15 protein-coding genes are annotated in these 21,964 nt (G+C 42.8%); 7 read left to right on the forward strand and 8 right to left on the reverse strand.

Translation table 11 applies throughout. The features are described 5' to 3' along the window. Positions 1-169: 169 nt before the first annotated feature. Positions 170-2,353, reverse strand: a complete 2,184-nt coding sequence (locus F952_RS00510) for a carboxy terminal-processing peptidase (protein ID WP_004920021.1) — start codon at positions 2,351-2,353, stop codon at positions 170-172. A 236-nt stretch (positions 2,354-2,589) separates the two neighbouring features. Between F952_RS00510 and nagZ the strand changes: the two genes are divergently transcribed. Next, positions 2,590-3,609 (forward strand): beta-N-acetylhexosaminidase, encoded by a 1,020-nt coding sequence (gene nagZ / locus F952_RS00515; protein ID WP_004920023.1) that lies wholly within the window; start codon positions 2,590-2,592, stop codon positions 3,607-3,609. A 119-nt stretch (positions 3,610-3,728) separates the two neighbouring features. After that, the gene (locus F952_RS00520; protein ID WP_004920024.1) at positions 3,729-4,574 is read left to right on the forward strand and encodes a class I SAM-dependent methyltransferase; all 846 of its coding nucleotides are present in this window, start codon (positions 3,729-3,731) and stop codon (positions 4,572-4,574) included. Between the two features lie 29 nt (positions 4,575-4,603). Here the strand turns inward: F952_RS00520 and F952_RS00525 are convergent, their stop codons facing one another. Next, complete coding sequence (locus F952_RS00525) at positions 4,604-5,938, reverse strand: alpha/beta fold hydrolase (protein ID WP_004920026.1); 1,335 nt, start codon at positions 5,936-5,938, stop codon at positions 4,604-4,606. Between the two features lie 292 nt (positions 5,939-6,230). Between F952_RS00525 and F952_RS00530 the strand changes: the two genes are divergently transcribed. After that, on the forward strand, positions 6,231-7,496 hold the full coding sequence (locus F952_RS00530) for a glutamate-5-semialdehyde dehydrogenase (RefSeq protein WP_004920029.1): 1,266 nt from the start codon (positions 6,231-6,233) through the stop codon (positions 7,494-7,496). A gap of 125 nt (positions 7,497-7,621) precedes the next feature. Here the strand turns inward: F952_RS00530 and F952_RS00535 are convergent, their stop codons facing one another. The 5 genes from F952_RS00535 to edd form a co-directional block, all read right to left on the reverse strand. Next, the gene (locus tag F952_RS00535; RefSeq protein WP_004920032.1) at positions 7,622-9,247 is read right to left on the reverse strand and encodes an NADP-dependent glyceraldehyde-3-phosphate dehydrogenase; all 1,626 of its coding nucleotides are present in this window, start codon (positions 9,245-9,247) and stop codon (positions 7,622-7,624) included. 152 nt (positions 9,248-9,399) lie between these two features. After that, positions 9,400-9,912, reverse strand: coding sequence for a gluconokinase (locus F952_RS00540; RefSeq protein ID WP_004920035.1), 513 nt, complete (start codon positions 9,910-9,912; stop codon positions 9,400-9,402). A 16-nt stretch (positions 9,913-9,928) separates the two neighbouring features. Further along, entirely contained in the window at positions 9,929-11,287 is a 1,359-nt protein-coding gene (locus tag F952_RS00545; RefSeq protein ID WP_004920040.1) for a GntT/GntP/DsdX family permease, read from the reverse strand. Between the two features lie 163 nt (positions 11,288-11,450). Beyond that, positions 11,451-12,080 carry a bifunctional 4-hydroxy-2-oxoglutarate aldolase/2-dehydro-3-deoxy-phosphogluconate aldolase gene (eda, locus tag F952_RS00550; RefSeq protein ID WP_004920042.1) on the reverse strand — a complete coding sequence of 210 codons (630 nt, stop codon included), beginning with the start codon at positions 12,078-12,080 and terminating at the stop codon, positions 11,451-11,453. Positions 12,081-12,113: 33 nt separating this feature from the next. Beyond that, a complete protein-coding gene (edd, locus tag F952_RS00555; RefSeq protein ID WP_004920045.1) occupies positions 12,114-13,961 on the reverse strand; it encodes a phosphogluconate dehydratase in 1,848 nt (615 codons plus the stop codon). A 1,487-nt stretch (positions 13,962-15,448) separates the two neighbouring features. On the opposite strand from edd, the gene F952_RS00560 reads away from it, so the two are divergent. Next, on the forward strand, positions 15,449-16,654 hold the full coding sequence (locus F952_RS00560) for an acetate/propionate family kinase (RefSeq protein ID WP_004920049.1): 1,206 nt from the start codon (positions 15,449-15,451) through the stop codon (positions 16,652-16,654). Between the two features lie 43 nt (positions 16,655-16,697). Beyond that, positions 16,698-18,860: a phosphate acetyltransferase gene (gene pta, locus F952_RS00565; protein WP_004920051.1), complete on the forward strand. Its 2,163-nt coding sequence runs from the start codon at positions 16,698-16,700 to the stop codon at positions 18,858-18,860. Positions 18,861-18,928: 68 nt separating this feature from the next. Here the strand turns inward: pta and F952_RS00570 are convergent, their stop codons facing one another. Continuing rightward, positions 18,929-19,537, reverse strand: a complete 609-nt coding sequence (locus F952_RS00570) for a class I SAM-dependent methyltransferase (RefSeq protein ID WP_004920055.1) — start codon at positions 19,535-19,537, stop codon at positions 18,929-18,931. A gap of 161 nt (positions 19,538-19,698) precedes the next feature. Here F952_RS00570 and F952_RS00575 point away from each other — a divergent pair, with 161 nt between their 5' ends. Together F952_RS00575 and F952_RS00580 are read left to right on the forward strand one after the other, a co-directional pair. After that, a complete protein-coding gene (locus tag F952_RS00575; protein WP_004920057.1) occupies positions 19,699-21,225 on the forward strand; it encodes a fumarate hydratase in 1,527 nt (508 codons plus the stop codon). A 147-nt stretch (positions 21,226-21,372) separates the two neighbouring features. Further along, the gene (locus tag F952_RS00580; RefSeq protein ID WP_004920060.1) at positions 21,373-21,936 is read left to right on the forward strand and encodes a DUF2059 domain-containing protein; all 564 of its coding nucleotides are present in this window, start codon (positions 21,373-21,375) and stop codon (positions 21,934-21,936) included. Positions 21,937-21,964: the final 28 nt, after the last annotated feature.

The following is a 21,964-nucleotide window of genomic DNA, read 5'->3' on the forward strand; positions in this document are numbered from 1 at the left end:
TAGCTCAAAGTTTAGCCACAAGATTTGACATTTTCATGATCTTTACATGACACTTTTCTGACAATCCCGAGCATTAAAAAGCCCGTTTCGTTCTATCAAATCATCTCAGAACAAAACGGGCCTTGAAAAATTTACAGCTATTTTAAAATACTGCGTTTGCTAGACCAGATTAATGACCCTGCAATTTTGAATAGTCTAATAACACATTACCCGCTTCTGTCACAAATGCTTCTTCTTCTGGAAGTGCAGGACGCTGCGTGGCTTTCATTTTGGCTCTAGACTCACTAAGAGCATCCAGAGAGGCCTGATAACTTTCCCAGTTTGCATACGGTTTTAAACCTGTCGCAAGACGACGTTTGTTTTCGGCATCTAATGTCTGCTTTTCAAGTGACAAAATTTCAGCCTTACGCTGGTCGATATCGAGTACAACACGTTTCTGATCTTTGGTTTCCTGTGCAATCGACTTACGTGTTTCCAGATAAGTAAACTGAGGATCTTTATCAACACGCTGTAAAGAAAGCTGAGATAACTTAGTTACATACGGCTGGATTGAACCTTCACGTTTGAACGGTGCTGTTGGAATAGTATCCCATTTCAAAGCATTCTTGGCTTTACGCTCACCAAACTCTTCATCATAAATATCGACCAGCTTAACGTCTGGAATGACGCCTTTATTCTGAGTACTGCCGCCTGTCACACGGTAGAATTTACGCTGCGTGAGGGTTGCCTGACCATAGGCCAAACTATCCAGCTGTACCTGAGCAGTCCCTTTACCCGTGGTGGTACTTCCAATCACTACACCACGCTCATAATCTTGAATGGCTGCCGAATAAATCTCACTGGCCGATGCCGATGCCAGATTAATCAATACAGCCAATGGACCTGCATAGGTTTGAGCACCGCCGTCATTGTCTTCAAAAACGCTGACATTGCCATTGCCGTCACGGATTTGTACAACAGGCCCCGACTTAATCACTTGCCCGAGCATACGAGCAACTTCTTCTAAAGAACCACCTGGATTATTCCGCAAGTCTATGATGATGCCTTCCACATTTTTTGCAGAAAGTGCTTTCAATGCATTATTGGTATCTTCAGAAACAGAACGATACTCTGTGCCTGCTCGACGCGCGCGATAATTCAAATAGAATGATGGGATTTCAATCACACCAAATACATGTTTCTTACCATCGCGGGTAATCTCAACAGTACGTGAACGCACCCCTGCATCATCTTCTTGAATTACATCACGTACCAATGTAACAGTACGTGCCTGACTCATTTGAGCACCTGGTCCAAGTAACTTGATAGTCACTTTTGTCCCACGTTTACCGCGAATCAAGCCGACAATTTCAGAGCTAGGCCAGCCAATCACATCCACCATTTTGTCGCCATCTTGCGCAACACCGATAATGCGATCACCCGATTTGATCTGTCCTGATTTACTCGCAGGCCCACCTTCAACGATGGTTTCAATTTTGGTGTAATCTTCATTACCGCGCTCAGGACGAATCGACACCCCAATACCTTCAAGTTGCAAAGTGGTCTGACGATTCAACTCCATTGCATCGATTGGTGGATAATAATTACTGTGTGGATCGTAAGTTGCCATCATGGCATTCAATGTCTTATCCAGCACATCATCACTTTTCACACGATTAATTCGTTCGAGCTGACGTGTATAACGCTTGGTCAGGGTTTGAACTGGCGTGAGATCTTCTGCGCTGGCAAGGTCTTGACCATTGGCTAGAGCAGGATTGTCTTTCAAGGCTTTTTGCTTGGCCAGATCTTCTTCTTTACTGATGGTAAGGTTAATCAACTGGGAAACCAGCATTTTGCGCCAGTAATCCTGCTGCTCAGCAACAGTTTTAAAGTAAGGCGCCTTCTCACGATCTGTATCGACATAGACATTCGATTGTTTGAGATTTTGCGGCTTTTTCAACTCACCAAGTACATATTCGTAAAACGCCTTAAGGCGGGCGCGGTATTGTGCATGAATTGCAAATGGACCAGACAAATCACCTGCTTTGAGGGCTGCACCAAAGGTCGGGCCATATTTCTTCTTATATTCGGCGACTTCTGATGCCAATAAAATAGAATGATCTGGATCAAGACTATCGAGATACATATCTAGAATACGATTGGATGTGGTTGCATCCAGACGCATATTCAAATAATGCTGGCGATCGACCAGTGTTGCAAGCTGCCGAGAAACCAATGCCTGCTCTTTGGTCGGCTGAATCGACTGGGTAACAGAAACAGTATCTGTAGCAGCAAGCGCCTCATTAATGGCATGGGAGAAAAAAAAACCGCCAGTTGCAACTGCAACGGCACATGCGATAACTTGAAGTTTCATAAATTCTTAATACTTCCTGAACTTTCCTATATCAGGGAAAATTGCCATGTTGATTTCAAATGCAATGAACCCCACACGCCGAGTCTTCGATCTATATATCGCCGATTCAACATCTTAATCAACTTAATTTGTTTGTGTCGTGTAGTTTTATCATATTCTGTGCTGACAAAATGTAGCAAATCATTGCAAAATTCCGTTATCGTTCTTTTTCTGAAAAATATAACACGGACTTGCTTATGATTGGCGCATTGATGCTCGATATTGCTGGCACAGAGCTTACTCAAGAAGATATTGAACTCTTGCGTGTTCCGCAAGTCGGCGGCATGATTTTATTTTCAAGAAATATTGAATCACCCGCTCAGGTACGTCAATTGACAGATCATATGCGTGACATTCGTCCCGATATTTTAATTGCTGTCGATCAGGAAGGCGGTCGTGTACAACGCTTAAAAACAGGTTTCACACGTTTACCTGCGATGGGCCGTTTTGGTGAATTGTATCAGCAGCAACCAGATCAAGCCATTACACTTGCCGAACAGTGCGGCTGGCTTATGGCAAGCGAAGTACTGGCGGTCGGTATCGATTTTAGCTTTGCACCTGTACTGGATATTAATGCCATCAGCGATGTCATCGGAGATCGTGGATTTGCCCAGAATCCGCAGGATATCGTGCCTTTAGCAGCGGCATTTATGAAAGGCATGAAGCAGGCAGGCATGGCAACAACAGGTAAACACTTCCCTGGTCATGGCTCGGTCAAAGCTGACTCGCATGTTGCAGCTGCCATTGATCTGCGTAGTTACGATGAGATTTACCAACAAGACATGCAAACTTTTATCCAGCTTATGCCGCATTTGGATGCCCTGATGCCAGCACACGTGATTTATCAACAGGTTGATGCGCATCCGGCTGGCTTTTCTCCATTTTGGATACAACAGGTTTTACGCCAGCAACTCCACTTCAAAGGTGTTCTTTTCTCTGACGATTTAACCATGCAGGCTGCTTGTGTTGCAGGTGGTGCCGATGCAAGGTTGCAAGCTGCACTTAACGCAGGCTGTGATATGGGACTGGTATGCAATGATCGAGAAGCAGCCTGTCTCGCTCTGGACAGTATTGAAAATTTTGCTCTGCCAGATCAGTCACGCCTTGAACGTATGCGCGGAAAAATCCCCAATATTCAAATTACAGATCAGCTCTCGTTAGGCGAAACTTGGCAAATCACTCAAAATACGATTGAATGCTTCCGAGATTCATTCTAAATTGAATGGACATGATTAAATAATGCGATAAAACATGATGGAAAGTGTCCGCACTTTCCTGTTCTACAGAAATTTATATTCTGATCGATCAAGTAAAATAAAAATGAGCTCAGGACGACATGACACAAACACGCTCCAAACACCGACATATTTCATTTACAGCTCATTATACTGGCTATATCTGGTACAGCATGGGAATTTCACATCAGGCACTTGCCACAAAAAAAGGCAAAACACTGGCTGCTCTGGTCCATCCATTAGAAAGCTGGGCAGAAAAATTTGTGGGAGGAAGTATGCGTAGCACGCTTAAACAGCGTCATAGCATGCTTGATGAAACCCTTGAAAAACTCGTGAATCTCTCACCTGAACTACAGGTACTCGAAATTGCTTGCGGACTTTCACCTCGCGGATGGTGGTTTCGACAGCATTATCCCAATATCCATTACCGTGAGCTAGATTTGCCCGATATGGCAGCAATCAAGCAGACGGCCCTACAGCAATTCGAGCAGAATAGCCCAGAGGTTTTATCTGCCGATTTATTTACTCAGGAGTTTGAATCTATATTTAAGCTGTTTGATCCTCAAAAACCGCTAGTAATTATCAGCGAAGGACTGATTAATTATTTTAGCAAACCCCTACTTTCAGAGTTACTACTCTCTATCGCAAGCTATACACAACAATTCAATCAGCTTCATTATCTGACCGATCTATATCCAGAACCTGTACATCATAAAATGGCCACAATCATCTGGCGCAGTAGCAAATTGTTAAAATGGGCCTCGCGCAGTGCATTTAGCTTTCACTTTACGACACCGAAGGAAGTTACAACATTTTTTAACGAGAACGAATTTTCTAAAGTTCAGGTGATTCAACCGACTTCGTACTTTAATCCCCCTTCAACATCTACTAACGATCAAAAACGACATCTAGGCGATCTGGTCTGGATGATACATGCACAAAAATAATAGCAACTTAGCGTTGCTATTTTATTTGCTTATACTACAGCAGCATACTGCCGAGCTTGATGCTTTTGCCGCTCAATATATCTGAGCAAGCGATCAGCAACACCAAAATCACCATGCTTAAACAACGCACGAATGCTCGATTGTTCTGACTCAAAAATCAGGCATTCAATTTTAAAATCACCTTCTTCATCTTGAAGATGAAGTGCCAGATCGCGCGGTGAAGCCTGTACCAACGTCAGATCATTGGCATAATTTAAATGCAGTAAAACACCAAAAAAGTTCAGATCTGCAATATGTACCGAAATCATCTGTTGCAAATAACGATGCGTTAGAATCGTCTCTGGCTGACTCACTTCGACACGGACTTCACCACGGCGTTCCATGACCTGCATCTGTTCACGAGTCATGGGAATAATTCCATCCAGATGCTGGATAGATTGATGATTCAAAAATGTTTCAAATAATCGCATGGTCTCTTTGCGGCGCTGAAGCTGCGGCACATGATCAGCATTGGCAATCAGGGCGAATTCAACATCAGGGCATTGTAATGCAAAATTGGCATTTTCAAATGGCAAGGTAAAGCTGTCATATTGTCCTGCGGCAACCAATGTTTTACATTGGGGTATAGGCACATCCTTGAGACGCAACAGGCGCTGACAATTGATTTCATAACGTAAGCGTTCAGTTGGATTAAACTCTGCCATTTGACGAAAAAACAAACGCTTCGCTGTAGGTGACATACGGGTCTGATCCAGCTTGGCATGATTAACCAAATACAAAATGACCGCTTGCCCAAATTCTTCCATGCGATTTTCCTGCATGAGTTTAAGCGACTCTTCCAGAATCATGCGCCAGCTTTTACGTGTTTTTTGCATCACCCCCATTAAAACCAGTCGATCAATCATGTCTGGACGGAGATCGGCAAAACAAGAAGCAACCACCGAACCTAAAGACATACCCATCATCGAAATTTTTTGAATCTTGATGATATCGAGCCATTCCACCAGAATCTTTGCAAGATCAGGCAATTCGAGTACTGCAGCAGACACACCACTGTCACGATTGGTAATTTGCTGATTGGCACCCATCGAAGGCAGATCAATTAAAATAACTGGGCCACAATGAAAGAGCTGTTCTACGCAGTATTTATAAGAGTTAAAATTTTGAAATGCGCCGCCAACGATCACAATCGGAGTTTGATCGATTGTCTGAGGATCGGCAATTGCCATATATTCGACTTTCCAGCCGTCTATCCATGTTTCACGTGCAGGCTGCTTAAAACTGTCTTTATGATACACATCAAAAAAAACAGACGACGTCCCTATTCGATGAAGCTCCTCATCCATGCGGATAATGGAATTCATATCCTTCCTCCTGCTTGTGTTGATTTTTTATTTGTACAAGCTATTTTTCAATCCTGACTCAAAGATGTAATCTTATGCAACTTGTTTGGGTGAATTAAGATGTGACATATTTTACTTTTCATTCTAAACAAATGCAGGATTTTTAAGCAATAGGTTTAACGACCATTCATCCAGATTCAGTTTCAAAATATTTAAGTATCTTAAAGGAATGATCTGTTTTTTCGGTTAAAGCATTCATTGTTGCTGCATAGCCTGATACTATGAAGATCCTGGAATCAATCTTTCTAAGCGTATGCAAGATTCAATTGAACAATACATGCAGGCAGTAGGTCAGCAAGCCCGCAAGGCTTCGCGCGTGCTTTCGAGCGCATCTACTCATACTAAAAATAACGCACTTTCTGCGATTTATACTGCTTTGGTAAATCATGAGCCCGAAATTTTGGCAGCCAATGCTGTCGATATGCAAAAAGGCCGTGACAGCCATCTGGATAGTGCCCTGCTAGATCGTTTAGAACTTACACCCACACGCTTTAAAGGAATGTTACAGGGGTTAAAAGATGTCATCGCACTGACAGACCCAATTGGTGAAATCACCGACTTGGCCTATCGACCATCTGGCATTCAACTTGGCAAAATGCGCGTACCATTGGGTGTGATTGGGATGATTTATGAATCACGTCCAAATGTAACACTTGAAGCTGCGTCTTTAGCGCTTAAATCTGGTAATGCGATTATTTTACGTGGTGGCTCAGAAGCCCTGCAATCGAATAAGGCAATTGCCACAGCCATTCAGCATGGCCTAAAAGTAGCTGGACTACCAGAACATGCCATTCAGGTCATAGAAACAGCAGATCGTGCTGCAGTTGGACAGCTCATCACCATGACAGAGTATGTCGATGTGATTGTACCACGTGGGGGTAAAAGCCTGATTGAGCGTATCAGTAACGAAGCACGCATTCCTGTCATCAAGCATCTGGATGGCAATTGCCATGTGTTTATTGACGTTGAGGCCGATCTTCACAAAGCATTACCCATTGCACTCAATGCAAAAACCCATCGTTATGGGGTATGTAATGCCATGGAAACCTTATTGGTTCATGAGGAAATTGCAGAAGAGTTCTTACCACGAATTGCTGAATTATATGCAGAGAAGCATGTTGAGCTTCGCGGTTGTCAGGAAACCCGTCGTATTTTGGGTAGCAGCGTAAAAACTGCAACAGAAGAAGACTGGTACACCGAATATTTGGCACCCATTTTAGCCATTAAAGTGGTCGAACATATTGATCAGGCGATTGAGCATATCAATAAATACGGTTCTCATCATACCGATGCAATTGTGACTGAAAACTACAGCAAAGTACGCAAGTTTTTGGCTGAAGTCGATTCAAGTTCGGTGATGATCAATGCCTCTACCCGCTTTGCCGACGGATTTGAGTATGGGCTAGGTGCGGAAATTGGCATCTCGACCGATAAAATCCATGCACGCGGCCCAGTCGGTTTGGAAGGATTAACCTCACAAAAATGGATTGTGTTTGGCGATGGTCAAATTCGCCATTAAGTCAGAAAGTAATTTATAACTTTAAATAAAAGCGCCTGATTAATCTCAGGCGCTTTTATATTATTGTTCAAATACCTACACATCAGAAACCAGCCCGAAGGCTGGTTTTTTTACTTCTCTACTTGTTAAAAAATAAAGTCGGTGTTCACAAATTTAGAGTAGTGCTCAGACACCATAGAAGCCAGCATACCTTTGTTATCATCAGTTTGTTTGGTGGCAATCATTGAGCGAATAGAGAATGCACGCAAGGCATCATGCACAGACAAGGTGCCTTCCGCAGAATCTTTACGACCGCCGAACGGGAATACATCCGGACCACGCTGACACTGGCTGTTAATATTGACACGGCAAACCTGATGCACCAATGGATCGACCAAATGACCAATTTGCTCAGGATCGCTACCAAAAATACTCACCTGCTGACCATGATCGGATGTTGTAACATAGTCCAGCACTGTTTCAACATCATCATATACACAGATCGGCACGACTGGACCAAACTGCTCTTCACGATACAGTCGCATCTCTTCTGTCACTGGATATACCACCGCTGGATAGAACATGGTTTTACAGTGTTCACCACCCTCTGGATTAATGACTTTCGCTCCTTTGGCCTCAGCATCTTCGATGACTTCGGTCATATAGGCTGTGCGATGCATACCTGGTAATGGCGTAATAAATACGCCTGGCTCCCATGGCATACCAACTTTGAGCTTGCCAAGTTCAGTCGTTAAGCGCTGAGCAAATTCGTCGGCAATTGAACGGTGCACCATTAGCATTTTAAGCGCGGTACAACGCTGACCATTAAATGATAACGCGCCCAACAAGCACTCTTTGACCGTCAAGTCTAAATCCGCATCTGGCAAAATAATCGCTGCGTTTTTGGCATCTAGCCCCAAAATTGAGCGTAAACGATGTGATTTTGGATGTTGTTTTTTCAAGTAATCGGCAACTTTACTTGAACCGATCAATGCAAGTACATTTATTTTCCCAGATGCCAACAAATGCGGAACCACCAATGAGCCAGGCGCATAGATGGTATTGATTACCCCTTTCGGGAATGAATCACGAAACGCCTCTAGTAAGGGTTCGAACAACAAGGTTCCAAATTGAGGTGGCTTAAACACAATGGTATTACCCATCAGCATGGCAGGAATCAAAGTCGCAAAGGTTTCATTGAGCGGATAGTTATATGGCCCCATACACAGCACCACACCCAATGGCGTACGACGAATTTGACCAATAGTGCCTTCAGCCATCACAAAACGTGAGTTGGCATTATCCAGATCTTTTAAGGCATCAATGGTTTGACGCATATAGGTGACGGTACGATCAAACTCCTTTTCAGAATCGGCCAGACTTTTGCCAATTTCCCACATGATCAGTTTCACAATCAGGTCGCGTTGTTTCACCATACGCTGGATGAAGTTTTGCATGCACACAATACGCTCCGCCACTTTCATCATTGGCCATTCACCACGACCATTGCTGTAAGCCCGTACTGCTGCTTCTAATGCTTCATCACTTTCTTCTTCACCCATCACAGGATAACTGCCCAGTTCAACTTGCTCTAGGCTACCATCAGGCTGGCGTGTCCAGATCGGAGACAATGTGGTCTTGGTCGCTCCTGCCCATGTTTTGAGTTCACCATCCACTAACGAGACGCGTTGATGAATCTGGGGTAGACGCATATTTTCAGGCACGCCATCTACTGTAGGAAACTTCTGCTGCAAATGATTTGATAAGCCCATTGTTGTTATCTCCAATTATTTATATGTCCAAACCTTGATGACTACTCAGACTCAGGTTCAGTTTCTATAGATACCAGTAGTAAAACTGGTATTGACCTGACTCGCAGCTTCGGGCCACAAGCCATCAAGACTTACAAAGTTTTTAAACGAGATTAACCGCGACAGACACTGTTGCTTATGCCTAACTTCTGGGTAATTTGCTCAATGATCTGTTTCGGTGTCAGCGTGATATCAACAATAATTGCTTCATTCACATCTGGTTCTTCCAATGTATCGAGCTGCGTTTGTAATAATGATGGATCAAAGAAATGTCCAGCGCGCTCAGCAAGACGTTGCTGCAATAACTCAAATGAGCCTTTTAAATAGATAAACTGCACATTTTGATCATCACCACGTAAAATATCGCGATACATTCTCTTGAGCGAAGAGCAGGTAAAAACCGCCGTTTGACCCATTTTCTGTTTCGCTTCGATTGCCTGACGAATGGCTTGCAACCACGGCAAACGATCTTCATCGGTAAGCGGAATACCCTGACTCATCTTGCTTTTATTAGCAGCCGAATGCAGCGTATCACCATCAAGAAACTCACAAGCCAAACGCGCTGACAATAACTCACCAATTAGCGATTTACCTGTTCCACAGACACCCATTGCAATCACAATCATGGATATTCACCTTTAATTATAAGATAGCGCTCAGTAGCAGCGTAAAAGACAAACCCAGCACCGAAATAATGGTTTCCAGTACAGACCAGGTTTTAAGTGTTTGTCCCACCGTCATACCGAAATATTCTTTGATCAGCCAAAAGCCTGCATCATTGACATGCGAAAACACCAGTGAGCCTGAACCTGTGGCAAGTACCAAGAGTTCTGGTCTAACAACGACGCCCGCTGTCGCCGCAATCGGTGCGACAATACTACAGGCTGTGGCCATCGCAACAGTTGCCGAACCTGTTGCCAAACGAATCAATGCTGCAACAAACCAGCCCAGCAATAACGGCGATAGATTGGCCTTTAAGGCTGTAGAAACAATCTCATCAGAAATACCGCTATCACGTAAAATACCCCCAAAACCACCACCAGCACCCACAATCAGCATGATTCCAGCAATCGAAGCCAAGCAGCCACCACAGAATTTTTCAATTTGTACACGGGTAAAACCTTGCATAGTCCCAAAGGTAACAAAGCTCACCAGTACTGCAATTAACAACGCGATATCAGAGGTGCCAATAAAACGCAGCAAATCATTGGCAAAGGTTTGGGGTGCAAAGAATAAATCTGCCCAGCTCCCCACCAACATCAAGACCACAGGCAACATGATCGTGAATAAAGTAATTCTAAAGCTGGGTAGCTCACGATTTCTGTTTGTATCTGCTTCAACAAACTGCTTTGCTAATGGATTATTTTCAGGCAATTTGACGTATTTATTGATCCAGAGTGCATATAACGGCCCTGCAACAACGGCGGTTGGCACCCCCACCAAGAGGCTGTAGGCAATCGTTGTTCCAATATCAGCATTGTAGGCCTGTACAGCGAGCAGCGCTGCTGGATGGGGCGGAATTAAACCATGCACTACCGACAAGCCTGCCAGCATTGGCAAACCCACGATTAATAATGACTTACCTGTACGTTTAGCAATGTTAAATACAATTGGAATGAGCAGCACAAAACCCACTTCAAAAAACACAGGTAACCCAACCACAAGACCAATAAACATCATGGCCCAATGGATATTTTTCTCTCCAAACCATTGAATTAAGGTAATCGCAATGCGTTCTGCCCCGCCCGACTCTGCCATCATCTTTCCGAGCATGGTCCCGAGTGCAATTACAATTGCAAGATGGCCCAAGGTTTTACCAGTACCAGCTTCGTATGATTTAACGATATCACCCATTGGCATCCCAACAGCTAAAGCCAAACCAAGCGAGACAATAATAAGAACCAGAAATGGATAAATTCTAAACTTCGCGATCATCACGACCAAAGCAACAATCGCGACTACAGTATAAATAAGCAACATGCCACCCTGAACCGTCTCCATGTGACACTTCTCCTTGCAGTAGTACAATTTGGGCAAACCACCCAAACGAGTGACTTCAATCAGCTAGACTCCTGCTGTTGAGACACTATTTTTTATATTTAAGTGTGACTAACATCCGCTAATCACGTCGACACCACGCCTGAAAACTTCTTTGAGATTGTAGTTATTCATTACGTAATTGACTGGCGATTTGAGCCAAACGGGTAATTTGCGCCCACTCTTCGGCGGCGACCAACTTCTTGGGTGTTAACCACGATCCACCAACACACACGACATTGGGTTGTTTTAAGAAATCTGGAGCGGTCTCTGCTGTAATTCCACCCGTTGGGCAAAAACGTAAATTTGGAAATGGCCCATAAAATGCCTGAAGCATCGCGACACCGCCCGCTTGCTGAGCTGGGAAAAACTTGACAATCTCATAGCCAAGCTCAATTGCCTGAATCAAATCACTTGGGGTCATCACACCAGGTAACAGTGGTAAGCCAGCATCTTGGGCTGCCAAATGTAAGTCTTTGGTTAAACCAGGAGATACGCCAAATTGTGCACCTGCTTTTTTGGCTTGAGCACAGTGTTCTGGTTTGGTAATCGTACCGACACCGACCACAATGTCATCAGCCAACTGGCTCGCACGCTCAATTGCAGCAAGACCAGCCGCCGTACGTAAGGTAATTTCAAGGACTTTCACACCACCAGCGTGCAACGCGCGGGATACATGTCCCCCTTGTTCCGCCGAATCGAATGCCAGTACAGGAATCACAGGCCCTAATTGAACAACATCTTCCATCTTGATCATTACTTTTATGTTCCTATTATTTATTCTTCAACGCTAAACTTGAACGTTTTCATCGACCAAGGCACCAAATACAGAAGCGCCATGCTCAGCAGGTGCAGCCGCCGCACGGAACACACCAAACAACTCACGACCAAAACCAACTTCGTTTTCCGCCTGATGCGCTGGCTGGGCAACAGGACGTACCTGCCAGACCTGCTCGTCAAGCTCTACCTCAAGTACGCCAGCCTCAGCATCGATGATCAGCATATCGCCGGTTTGTACCTTGGCAATCGGACCATTGAGTAAGGCTTCTGGAGACAAATGAATCACGGCTGGAACTTTGCCCGATGCACCCGACATGCGCCCATCGGTGACCAAGGCCACATGAAAACCTTGATCTTGTAAAACACCCAATACAGGAGTTAAGCGATGCAATTCAGGCATACCATTTGCACGTGCACCCTGGAAACGAACAACTGCAATAAAATCTCGATGTAATTCACCACGATCAAACGCCGCCTGTACGGCTTCTTGAGAATCAAACACAATTGCAGGTGCTTTTACTTTGCGATGTTCTGGCGCAACAGCAGAAATCTTAATCACACCTCGGCCAAGGCGACCTTGCATTAGACGCAAGCCACCATCAGGTTGAAATGGTGCTTCAATGCTGCGTAATACTTTTTCATCCAAACTATGAGCGACCGCATCCACCCAAATCAGCTTGCCATCAATCAATTTCGGTTCTTTGGTGTAATGCTGCAAACCTTTGCCCGCTACCGTATTGACGTCGTTATGCAACAATCCAGCCTCAAGCAAATTACGAATGAGGAAAGCAACACCACCCGCAGCCTGAAAATGATTAACATCAGCTTTGCCATTTGGATAGATTTTTGCAAGCAGCGGCACAACAGCCGACAATTCATCAAAGTCGTCCCAGTCAATCAAGATGCCAGCGGCACGGGCTATGGCAATTAAATGCAAGGTATGGTTGGTTGATCCACCTGTAGCGAGCAAAGCGACAATGCCGTTGATAATTGCTTTCTCATCCACCACATGACCAATAGGCGTATAGTTTCCACGTTCAACGGTTAAATCGAGTACACGAATGGCTGCTTCTGCGGTGAGCGCATCACGCAGTGGCGTATGAGGATGAACAAATGCCGCACTCGGTAAATGCAAGCCCATGACTTCCATCAGCATTTGGTTGCTGTTCGCGGTACCGTAAAATGTACAAGTCCCTTGTCCATGATAAGCAGCAGACTCAGCCTCTAACAAAACATCGCGTCCCACCTGACCAGTTGCAAACTGTTGACGAATCTTGGCCTTGTCATCATTCGACAAACCACTGGTCATTGGACCAGCAGGTACAAAAATGGTGGGTAAATACCCAAATTGCAAAGCACCAATCAATAAGCCCGGTACGATCTTGTCGCAAACGCCCAGACACAATGCTGCATCAAACATATTGTGTGACAATGCAATTGCGGTACTCATTGCAATCGTTTCACGAGAAAACAATGAGAGTTCCATTCCCGCATTGCCCTGCGTAATACCATCACACATGGCGGGTACACCGCCGGCAAATTGTGCCACACCGCCATTTTCTCGAGCGGCTGTTTTGATTAAATCTGGAAATGATTTATAAGGTGCATGCGCGGAAAGCATTTCATTATAAGAAGATACAATGCCAATATTTGGCTCACGCCCAACCTTAATAATTAGTTTTTCTGAATTATCCATACTGGCAAAGCCATGCGCCAAGTTGGCACATGAAAGTGCACCACGAGCAGGAAATTTACCTTGCGCATGTTCAATACGCTTTAAATATGCGGCACGGGTTTTTTGACTACGTGCAGTCACACGTTCGGTCACTTTTACTAATATCGGATTCAGCAAGTCCATGCTAAGCACTCCTTTTACAACTGGATAAGCTGGCAAACAAAATAGACCAAATGATTTCATGATCATTTGAAAAAAATAAATAATATTATTGAGGCAAAAGTGATGTGCAATCTCAATGAATATTAACTTGATCACCCAAACACATACTTTAAATGGTATAGAGAAACTAGATTTTTAAAATCAAAGACTCATATAAAGTTTATATATCATTATGCTCAAAACTGGTTTTTAAAACTACAGCAAGATTATCTCGATATCAATACCAAGAAATATATTTAAATTTCATCATTGAACGAATGTACAAAATAAAATCAAAAAATATATTAAGTCATTAATTTAAATAAAATTTAATATAATATTTTTTAATTTTATGCAAACAATTCAATAAGAAAATCTAATCATACACCTAAAGAAATACTAGTATTTTTTATATTTATAATACTCATAGATTATTAATTTAAATAGTGCATATACTTATCTGTATACTCCATAAAATTAATCCAAGATGATCACAATCTGAGTCAATAGAATTTAATTCATACAACCCAGAAACGATTTATTATTTAAATTCATGGGTTATAAATTTATGAGAAAAAACAAATATAATATAATGATTAAAATATAAACTACATAAATATGATCGATACGCAATTTCAGAATCACTTTTTATTGGGATTTATATTTATTAGATATAAGCGAATCCAAATTGTATTTAAGCCAACAGATGTTTAATTAATTTTTTATTTCACTAAAATGATAAGGCTGATTTGCCCATAATGATGCCTAAATTCTTATAAAAGATTCTATTCGCTCTTGAATTTTAGGTATTATTATTTAACGTTTTATTTTAAATAATCTTAATAATACTTCAATTTAATTAGAGGGCTTTAATTGATGTATATGCTCTTTTCACAGCTAAACTGACTGTATGATCTATGGAGTGATACTTGCTTATCAAATTAAGACTTTAAGGGTTGAGTTTTTATTTTGACTGATGTAGTGTTGTTTCATACAAAGCTATATCTCAATACCAATATTAGATTTAAGACATTGATTAATAATAAATTATTAAAAATTAAGTTTAGACATACAGAGTCGCGCAAAGTGAAATTTTGAGCATCTCAAGTTATGTTTTATAAATGTCGAATAAATCGATTCAAGCCAAGAAAGCCGTTATTAATTAAGCAGAAGAGTTTGGTAGGATTAAACATCAGGACTAGCGTTGTGAGCTTAGTGTTGTAATTCAACTCTTGGCTTTAATTCCCCTATTTTCAATTCAATTTCTTATCCCAAATTCGGGTTAATTAACAAATATTAGTTACAAATCATGTAATGGTCGATAGTGCTTAAGTCTAATCTGCTAAAGTCTATCTTGGACATAAAAACAACACGTGCTAAAACATCAACTATGATCTAACGTCTTAATCATTCATGGACTTGAAGTTTAAGTTAGCAAATAATCTACAACAGCATTCGGGTAAAATAACGTGTCTACATCAGTATTAGTTATTAACTGCGGTTCTTCATCAATCAAATATGCCTTGGTTTCAGAACGCCGTGAAGATCGGATCTATGGATTGGCAGAAAATCTGGGTTCTGCCGATGCGCGCATCAAAGGAATTACCGTTGGCGGTGCACCATTAGAGCTTTCCATCCCGTATGCTGACCATGAAAAAGCATTAGAAACCCTGCTAGGTCGCCTTGCAAACTACAAGCCACAGGCTATTGGACACCGTGTAGTCCATGGCGGTACAAGCACCAAGGCAGAATTGCTTACACCAGAAATCATTGAAAAAATTCGTGAAGCAACACCACTTGCACCTTTGCACAATCCTGCTCACCTTGTTGGAATTGATGCAACTATGCGTTTATTTCCAGAGTTACCACAAGTGGCAGTGTTTGATACAGCTTTTCATCAAACCATGCCAGCGCATGCATACCGTTATGCACTGCCTAAATTTTTATATACCGAACACAATGTCCGTCGCTATGGCTTCCATGGAACCAGTCATGCCTATGTTTCTGAACGTGGAAGTGAACTGGCTGGCAGTTTCAAACAAGGTGGCTGGCTCACTGCGCATTTAGGTAATGGCAGCTCAACTTGTGCTATCTGGAATGGTGAAAGTGTTGATACCTCGATGGGTCTAACTCCGCTTGAAGGTATTGTGATGGGCACGCGTAGCGGCGATGTCGACCCAAGTATCCATAGCTTTTTGGCCAGTAATCTTGGATGGGATATTTTTAAAATCGATAAAATGCTGAATAAGGAAAGCGGCTTGCTCGGACTTTCTGACAATTTATCTAATGATATGCGTACTCTAATTGAAGCCTCAGAACAAGGTAATGAAGACGCGACTCTTGCAATTGAAGTATTTTGCTATCGTTTAGCCAAATCACTTGCTGCACTCAGCTGTGCACTACCTCGTCTGGATGGTTTATTCTTTACAGGGGGTATTGGTGAAAACTCCGCCTACATTCGCGAAAAAACAATGGCATACTTGCCACACTTTGGTTTTAAACTAAACATAGAACAAAACAATACACTTAAGCGTGGTACAGAAGGTCGAATTGACCAAGGTACAGGTCCTCAGATTTGGGTTATTCCAACAGATGAGGAAGGCCGTATTGCCAAAGAAACCGAACAGGTGGTTGAACACGCAAAAAAGTCTGAATCAATGGTTAGCTTTACCTAGCCATTGATCTTCAAACCAACATTGATTATTTGATAAGGCTTTTATGAATACAATTTTAATGATCCCGACTGGCGAAGGTGTCGGGTTAACTTCAGCCTGTCTTGGGCTGATTTATGCACTCGATTGTAATGGAATTAAAGCAGGTTTTTTAAAGCCATTTTCACAAGAACTTCCCAATCAGGTTGATCGTACGACCTCACTGTTTAGCCATCTTTTTCAAGGCAAGACAGTAACTTCTATTTCACACGAAAAAGTATTGCAACGTCTTGCTTTGGGCGAACGAGATGAGCTTCTTGAAGAAGCCGTGAGTATTCATCGTAATGTTGCGGCAAATTATGATGTGATTATTGTGGAGGGTTTACTTCCAAACGCACAGGATCATTTTGCGACAGAACTCAATGCTGCACTCGCACAAGCACTAGATGCCAAAGTCGTTTTGGTTAGTACTGCCGATGTTCAAAACCCACGCCGTACTGCGGAAAAAATTGAAGCTCACCTGCATCACTTTGGTGGAGTTTCATCCAATCGTACCGCAGGTGTGCTTTTTATGCGTACACGAGGCTTACCTGAAGAAACGGCACAAATCCCGCTTACTATAGATCCATCACTCCGCCTCAATACAGAGATTGCAGCTTTTAGCCAAGAATTGCAGCGCTATAACCGTAATCTGGGTACAACCACCCTACCGATCATTGGTTTAGTGCCTTTTAGCAATACCTTGAGCGTCCCACGCACACTGGATATTGCATCCATCATTGAGGGAGACTGGATTCATCAAGGTGAAGCCAGACATCGTCGTATCCTGCACTCTAGTCTGATCGCCTCGAGTATCGAATATGAACTGAACAAATTTGTTGCAGGTGAACTGATCATCAGCGCATCTGAGCGAACTGATGTCTTGTTGGCCAGTAGTCTCGCTACAAGCAATGGTATTCCACTGGCTGGTCTTGTCCTGACTGAACGTAAAGCACCTAATCCACAAATTTTGGATTTCTGTCAGCATGCCATCAAGCAGGGCTTACCTATTTTACATACACAGCTCAATACATTAGAAACTGCGCAGCGTCTTGCAGATTTTGGCAATGAAATTCCAGTGGATGATACCGAACGTGCGGAACAAGTGACTCGCTTTGTTTCGAGTCATATCGACACTGCATGGCTCAACTCACAAATCAATACTGGTGTGCAGCCGCGCTTATCTCCGTCTGCATTTCGTCATGAGTTGGTGCAAAAATCAATTGCAGCAAAAAAACGTATTGTACTTCCCGAAGGTGATGAGCCTCGGACAGTACAAGCTGCAGCAATCTGCCAATCACGTGGTATTGCTCATTGTATCTTGCTTGCAAAACCTGAAGCTGTGGTAGAAGTAGCCAAAGCACGGGGTATCGAGCTGCCTGATGATCTGGAAATCATTGATCCAGATCTAATTCGTAACCAATACATCACACCGATGGTTGAGCTACGTAATGGCAAACTTAACGAATTACAAGCCAAAGAACAGCTACAAGATACCGTCGTTTTGGGTACCATGATGCTCGCACTTGATCAGGTGGATGGTTTGGTTTCAGGTGCCATTCATACCACAGCAAATACGGTACGCCCTGCATTTCAACTGATTAAAACAGCACCTGATTACTCATTGGTTTCATCAGTTTTCTTTATGTTGTTGCCAGATGAAGTATATGTATATGGTGACTGCGCAATCAATCCAGATCCAGATGCCGACCAACTGGCCGAAATTGCAATTCAGTCTGCAGATTCAGCTAAAGCCTTTGGAATTAACCCTCGCATTGCAATGATCAGTTATTCTACTGGTACTTCTGGTGCAGGAGCAGATGTAGAGAAAGTTGCCAAAGCAACTGAAATTGCCAAACAGCGTCGTCCAGATTTATTGATCGATGGCCCATTACAATACGATGCAGCCTCGGTAGAAAGTGTAGGCCGACAAAAAGCACCAGACTCTCAAGTTGCTGGACGGGCAAACGTCTTTATTTTCCCAGACTTAAATACAGGGAATACGACTTATAAAGCGGTTCAACGCTCTGCCAATGTTGTGAGTGTGGGTCCAATGCTGCAAGGCTTGAATAAACCCGTAAATGATCTGTCTCGTGGTGCATTGGTCGATGACATTGTGTTTACCATTGCCTTAACTGCGATTCAGGCCGAACAACAACTTGAAGCCAAAGCTGCTGCGCTAGCGTCATAATCGCTTTTAATCGCTCTCTAAAAAGCCACTTGCCACTATCAAGTGGCTTTTTAAATTGATTGGCAGTATTACTTTTTTCGAGCCAACCATACCGTATGTCCAGTACATTCTGGATCTTCTGCAATCATTTTGATGGTTTCAAAGCCATATTGAGCCAGTAAGGTTCGATATTCTGCGGCATCCAAACTGGCATGATAAAGTGGCCCACCAAACATATCACCAATCGCCTCCCCATAGCTTGGCCCACTAGTAAACATAAGTACCCCACCTGATGCGGCATGCGTTGAAAACTGTGCAAACATTTGGCGCTGATTTTCAGGATCAAGATGAAAAAAACTATCCCACGCCAAGATACCATCAAAGGTTTGCTCAGTACTAAACTGACGAATATCAGCATTTATCCATATCTGTTCAGGAAAATTTTGCTGCGCCATGTCCAACATGACTTCGGACGTATCAACTCCCGTCAATTGACAACCCTGCTCAATCAAATATTTTGCAATGGGTGTCCCCGAACCACACCCCAAATCAAGTACCTTTGCAGACATAGGTAATAGGCCTAAAAAACGATCAAGCCAGATTTTTTCGTGTAGAAAATCACCTCTTAACTGTGTCCAGTCACGACCATGTTTTTGATAAATTTTAATAATATTTTTTGCTAAATCCCTATATTGCATAAGCATCTTCTCTCTATTAAAAGCAAAATTCCCTGCTCTAGATCATAATTCATGTATCACTTCGAGCTTTAGCCAAAATCTCGCCAAAACTCCCCACAGCCTGATCGTTTTGTCATATAATTTAGCCCGCTAGCTAACTGCCCGCTCAAGAGATTTTTGGTATGACCACAATTATCAAACAAGAAGACTTGATCACTTCGGTCAAGGATGCCCTTCAGTTCATTTCCTACTATCATCCGCAAGATTTTATTCAGGCCATGAGCCGTGCGTACGATCGTGAAGCGAACCAAGCTGCAAAGGATGCAATCGCACAAATTCTCATCAACTCTCGTATGTGTGCAGAAGGTCATCGCCCAATCTGTCAAGATACAGGTATCGTCAACGTATTTGTTGATGTCGGTCTAGATGTTAAGTTCGATCTTAGCATGAGCCTAGATGATGCGATTAATGAAGGTGTACGCCAAGGTTATCTTGAAAATACCAACGTACTCCGTGCTTCTGTGCTTGCAGATCCAGCCTTTGGCCGTAAAAATACCAAAGACAACACCCCCGCTGTAATCCATTATAAACTTGTTCCAGGTAACAAAGTTGATATTACAGTAGCCGCTAAAGGCGGTGGTTCTGAAAATAAATCTAAACTTGCCATGTTGAATCCGTCTGATTCAATTGTGGACTGGGTACTGAAAACTGTTCCAACTATGGGCGCTGGCTGGTGTCCTCCAGGTATGCTGGGTATCGGGATTGGTGGTACTGCTGAAAAAGCCATGATGCTTGCCAAAGAAGCATTGATGGAAGAAATCAACATGGACGAATTACTTCGTCGCGGGCCAGAAAACAAAATTGAAGAACTTCGTATCGAAATCTTCGAGAAAGTGAATGCGCTTGGTATTGGTGCACAAGGTCTTGGCGGTTTGACTACAGTTCTCGATATCAAAATTAAAGATTATCCATGTCATGCGGCAGGCAAACCAGTGGGCATGATTCCAAACTGTGCTGCGACTCGTCATGCTCATTTTCAGTTAGATGGTTCAGGCCCTGCACATATTCAAGCACCTAAACTTGAAGATTACCCAGAAGTGACGTGGGATTCATCTAAATCAAAACGCGTAAACCTTGATACCATCACTCAAGAAGAAATGAACTCTTGGCAGCCAGGTGATACCTTGTTGCTCAGTGGCACCATGTACACTGGTCGTGATGCAGCGCATAAACGTCTGGTAGAAATGATCGATAATGGTGAAGAGCTTCCTGTCGATCTTAAAGGTAAGTTTATTTACTACGTGGGTCCAGTCGATCCTGTAGGTGATGAAGTGGTTGGACCTGCTGGCCCAACAACAGCAACGCGTATGGACAAATTCACACGTAAAGTGCTTGAGCATACGGGTCTGTTTGGCATGATTGGTAAAGCAGATCGTGGCCCAACCGCGATTGAAGCGATTAAAGATAATCAAGCAACGTATCTCATGGCAGTCGGTGGTGCAGCATACCTTGTATCTAAGGCAGTGCGTGAAGCCGAAGTGGTTGCATTTGCTGATCTAGGTATGGAAGCTATCTACAAATTTGTAGTCGAAGACATGCCAGTATCCGTTGCAGTTGATGTTAACGGTACATCGGTACATGCAATTGCACCCAAAATCTGGCAAGAAAAGATTGGTAAAATTCCAGTGATTGATGCCACTGCAGTTTAAGCGATAAAAGCGCCTACGGGCGCTTTTTTTTGCCCAAAAGTGTTAATGTGCACAAACACCACAAAAACACAAAAGTAAATCCCACTCAATCCAGTAGAATAAGTCCGAATAATTCACAACAACATTAATGGTTACAGAGGCTTTACCATGACGGTTCCTCAAATTTTAAAACGACTTTCAATTAGTTTATGCTTAACTTGTATTAGCACAGGTATTTTTGCTTCACCCGCCAAAATGAGTTCCGTCAAAGAATTGATGCAAGTCAGCCAAATTGATGATTTACTGCGCCAATCTCTCACAGAACTTTCGCCTTACTATGACAAGCAAGCCGAACAGATTATTCTCAATATTACCAAATCTACGACACTTAACGACAAAGAAAGACAAGCAGCGACACAATTGAGTCAACTCATGCGTGATTCAAGTACTCAAATTATCAGTAATCCAAAAACCCAACAGGCTATTGAAGATATTTACTTAAAAACCTATACAGAGGAAGAAGTACAAGCCAGCATCAAGTTTTTAAAAACACCTGAAGGGCAATCAATTACTCGCAAAAATGCAAAAATGATGGGTGAACTTTCTGAATACATGATGCGTACAGGCCAAGAAATGTTTAACGATGCCAAAACGCGTGATACTTTCCAAGAAAAAATGATGGCGATTATTGCACCACTCATTGTCGATAAGAAAAAACCATCTCAGGAATAGTTTTACTGAGAAATTAGGGCCATATATT

Source organism: Acinetobacter baylyi DSM 14961 = CIP 107474, from assembly GCF_000368685.1.
GTDB lineage: Bacteria > Pseudomonadota > Gammaproteobacteria > Pseudomonadales > Moraxellaceae > Acinetobacter > Acinetobacter baylyi.

Coding starts and splice junctions, on each gene's coding strand:
- edd (WP_004920045.1), bottom strand. CDS start 13,961: ATGGACTTGCTGAATCCGATATTAGTAAAAGTGACCGAACGTGTGACT.
- pta (WP_004920051.1), top strand. CDS start 16,698: ATGAATACAATTTTAATGATCCCGACTGGCGAAGGTGTCGGGTTAACT.
- F952_RS00520 (WP_004920024.1), top strand. CDS start 3,729: ATGACACAAACACGCTCCAAACACCGACATATTTCATTTACAGCTCAT.
- F952_RS00530 (WP_004920029.1), top strand. CDS start 6,231: ATGCAAGATTCAATTGAACAATACATGCAGGCAGTAGGTCAGCAAGCC.
- F952_RS00570 (WP_004920055.1), bottom strand. CDS start 19,537: ATGCAATATAGGGATTTAGCAAAAAATATTATTAAAATTTATCAAAAA.
- nagZ (WP_004920023.1), top strand. CDS start 2,590: ATGATTGGCGCATTGATGCTCGATATTGCTGGCACAGAGCTTACTCAA.
- F952_RS00580 (WP_004920060.1), top strand. CDS start 21,373: ATGACGGTTCCTCAAATTTTAAAACGACTTTCAATTAGTTTATGCTTA.
- F952_RS00545 (WP_004920040.1), bottom strand. CDS start 11,287: ATGGAGACGGTTCAGGGTGGCATGTTGCTTATTTATACTGTAGTCGCG.
- F952_RS00540 (WP_004920035.1), bottom strand. CDS start 9,912: ATGATTGTGATTGCAATGGGTGTCTGTGGAACAGGTAAATCGCTAATT.
- F952_RS00535 (WP_004920032.1), bottom strand. CDS start 9,247: ATGGGCTTATCAAATCATTTGCAGCAGAAGTTTCCTACAGTAGATGGC.
- F952_RS00575 (WP_004920057.1), top strand. CDS start 19,699: ATGACCACAATTATCAAACAAGAAGACTTGATCACTTCGGTCAAGGAT.
- eda (WP_004920042.1), bottom strand. CDS start 12,080: ATGATCAAGATGGAAGATGTTGTTCAATTAGGGCCTGTGATTCCTGTA.
- F952_RS00525 (WP_004920026.1), bottom strand. CDS start 5,938: ATGAATTCCATTATCCGCATGGATGAGGAGCTTCATCGAATAGGGACG.
- F952_RS00510 (WP_004920021.1), bottom strand. CDS start 2,353: ATGAAACTTCAAGTTATCGCATGTGCCGTTGCAGTTGCAACTGGCGGT.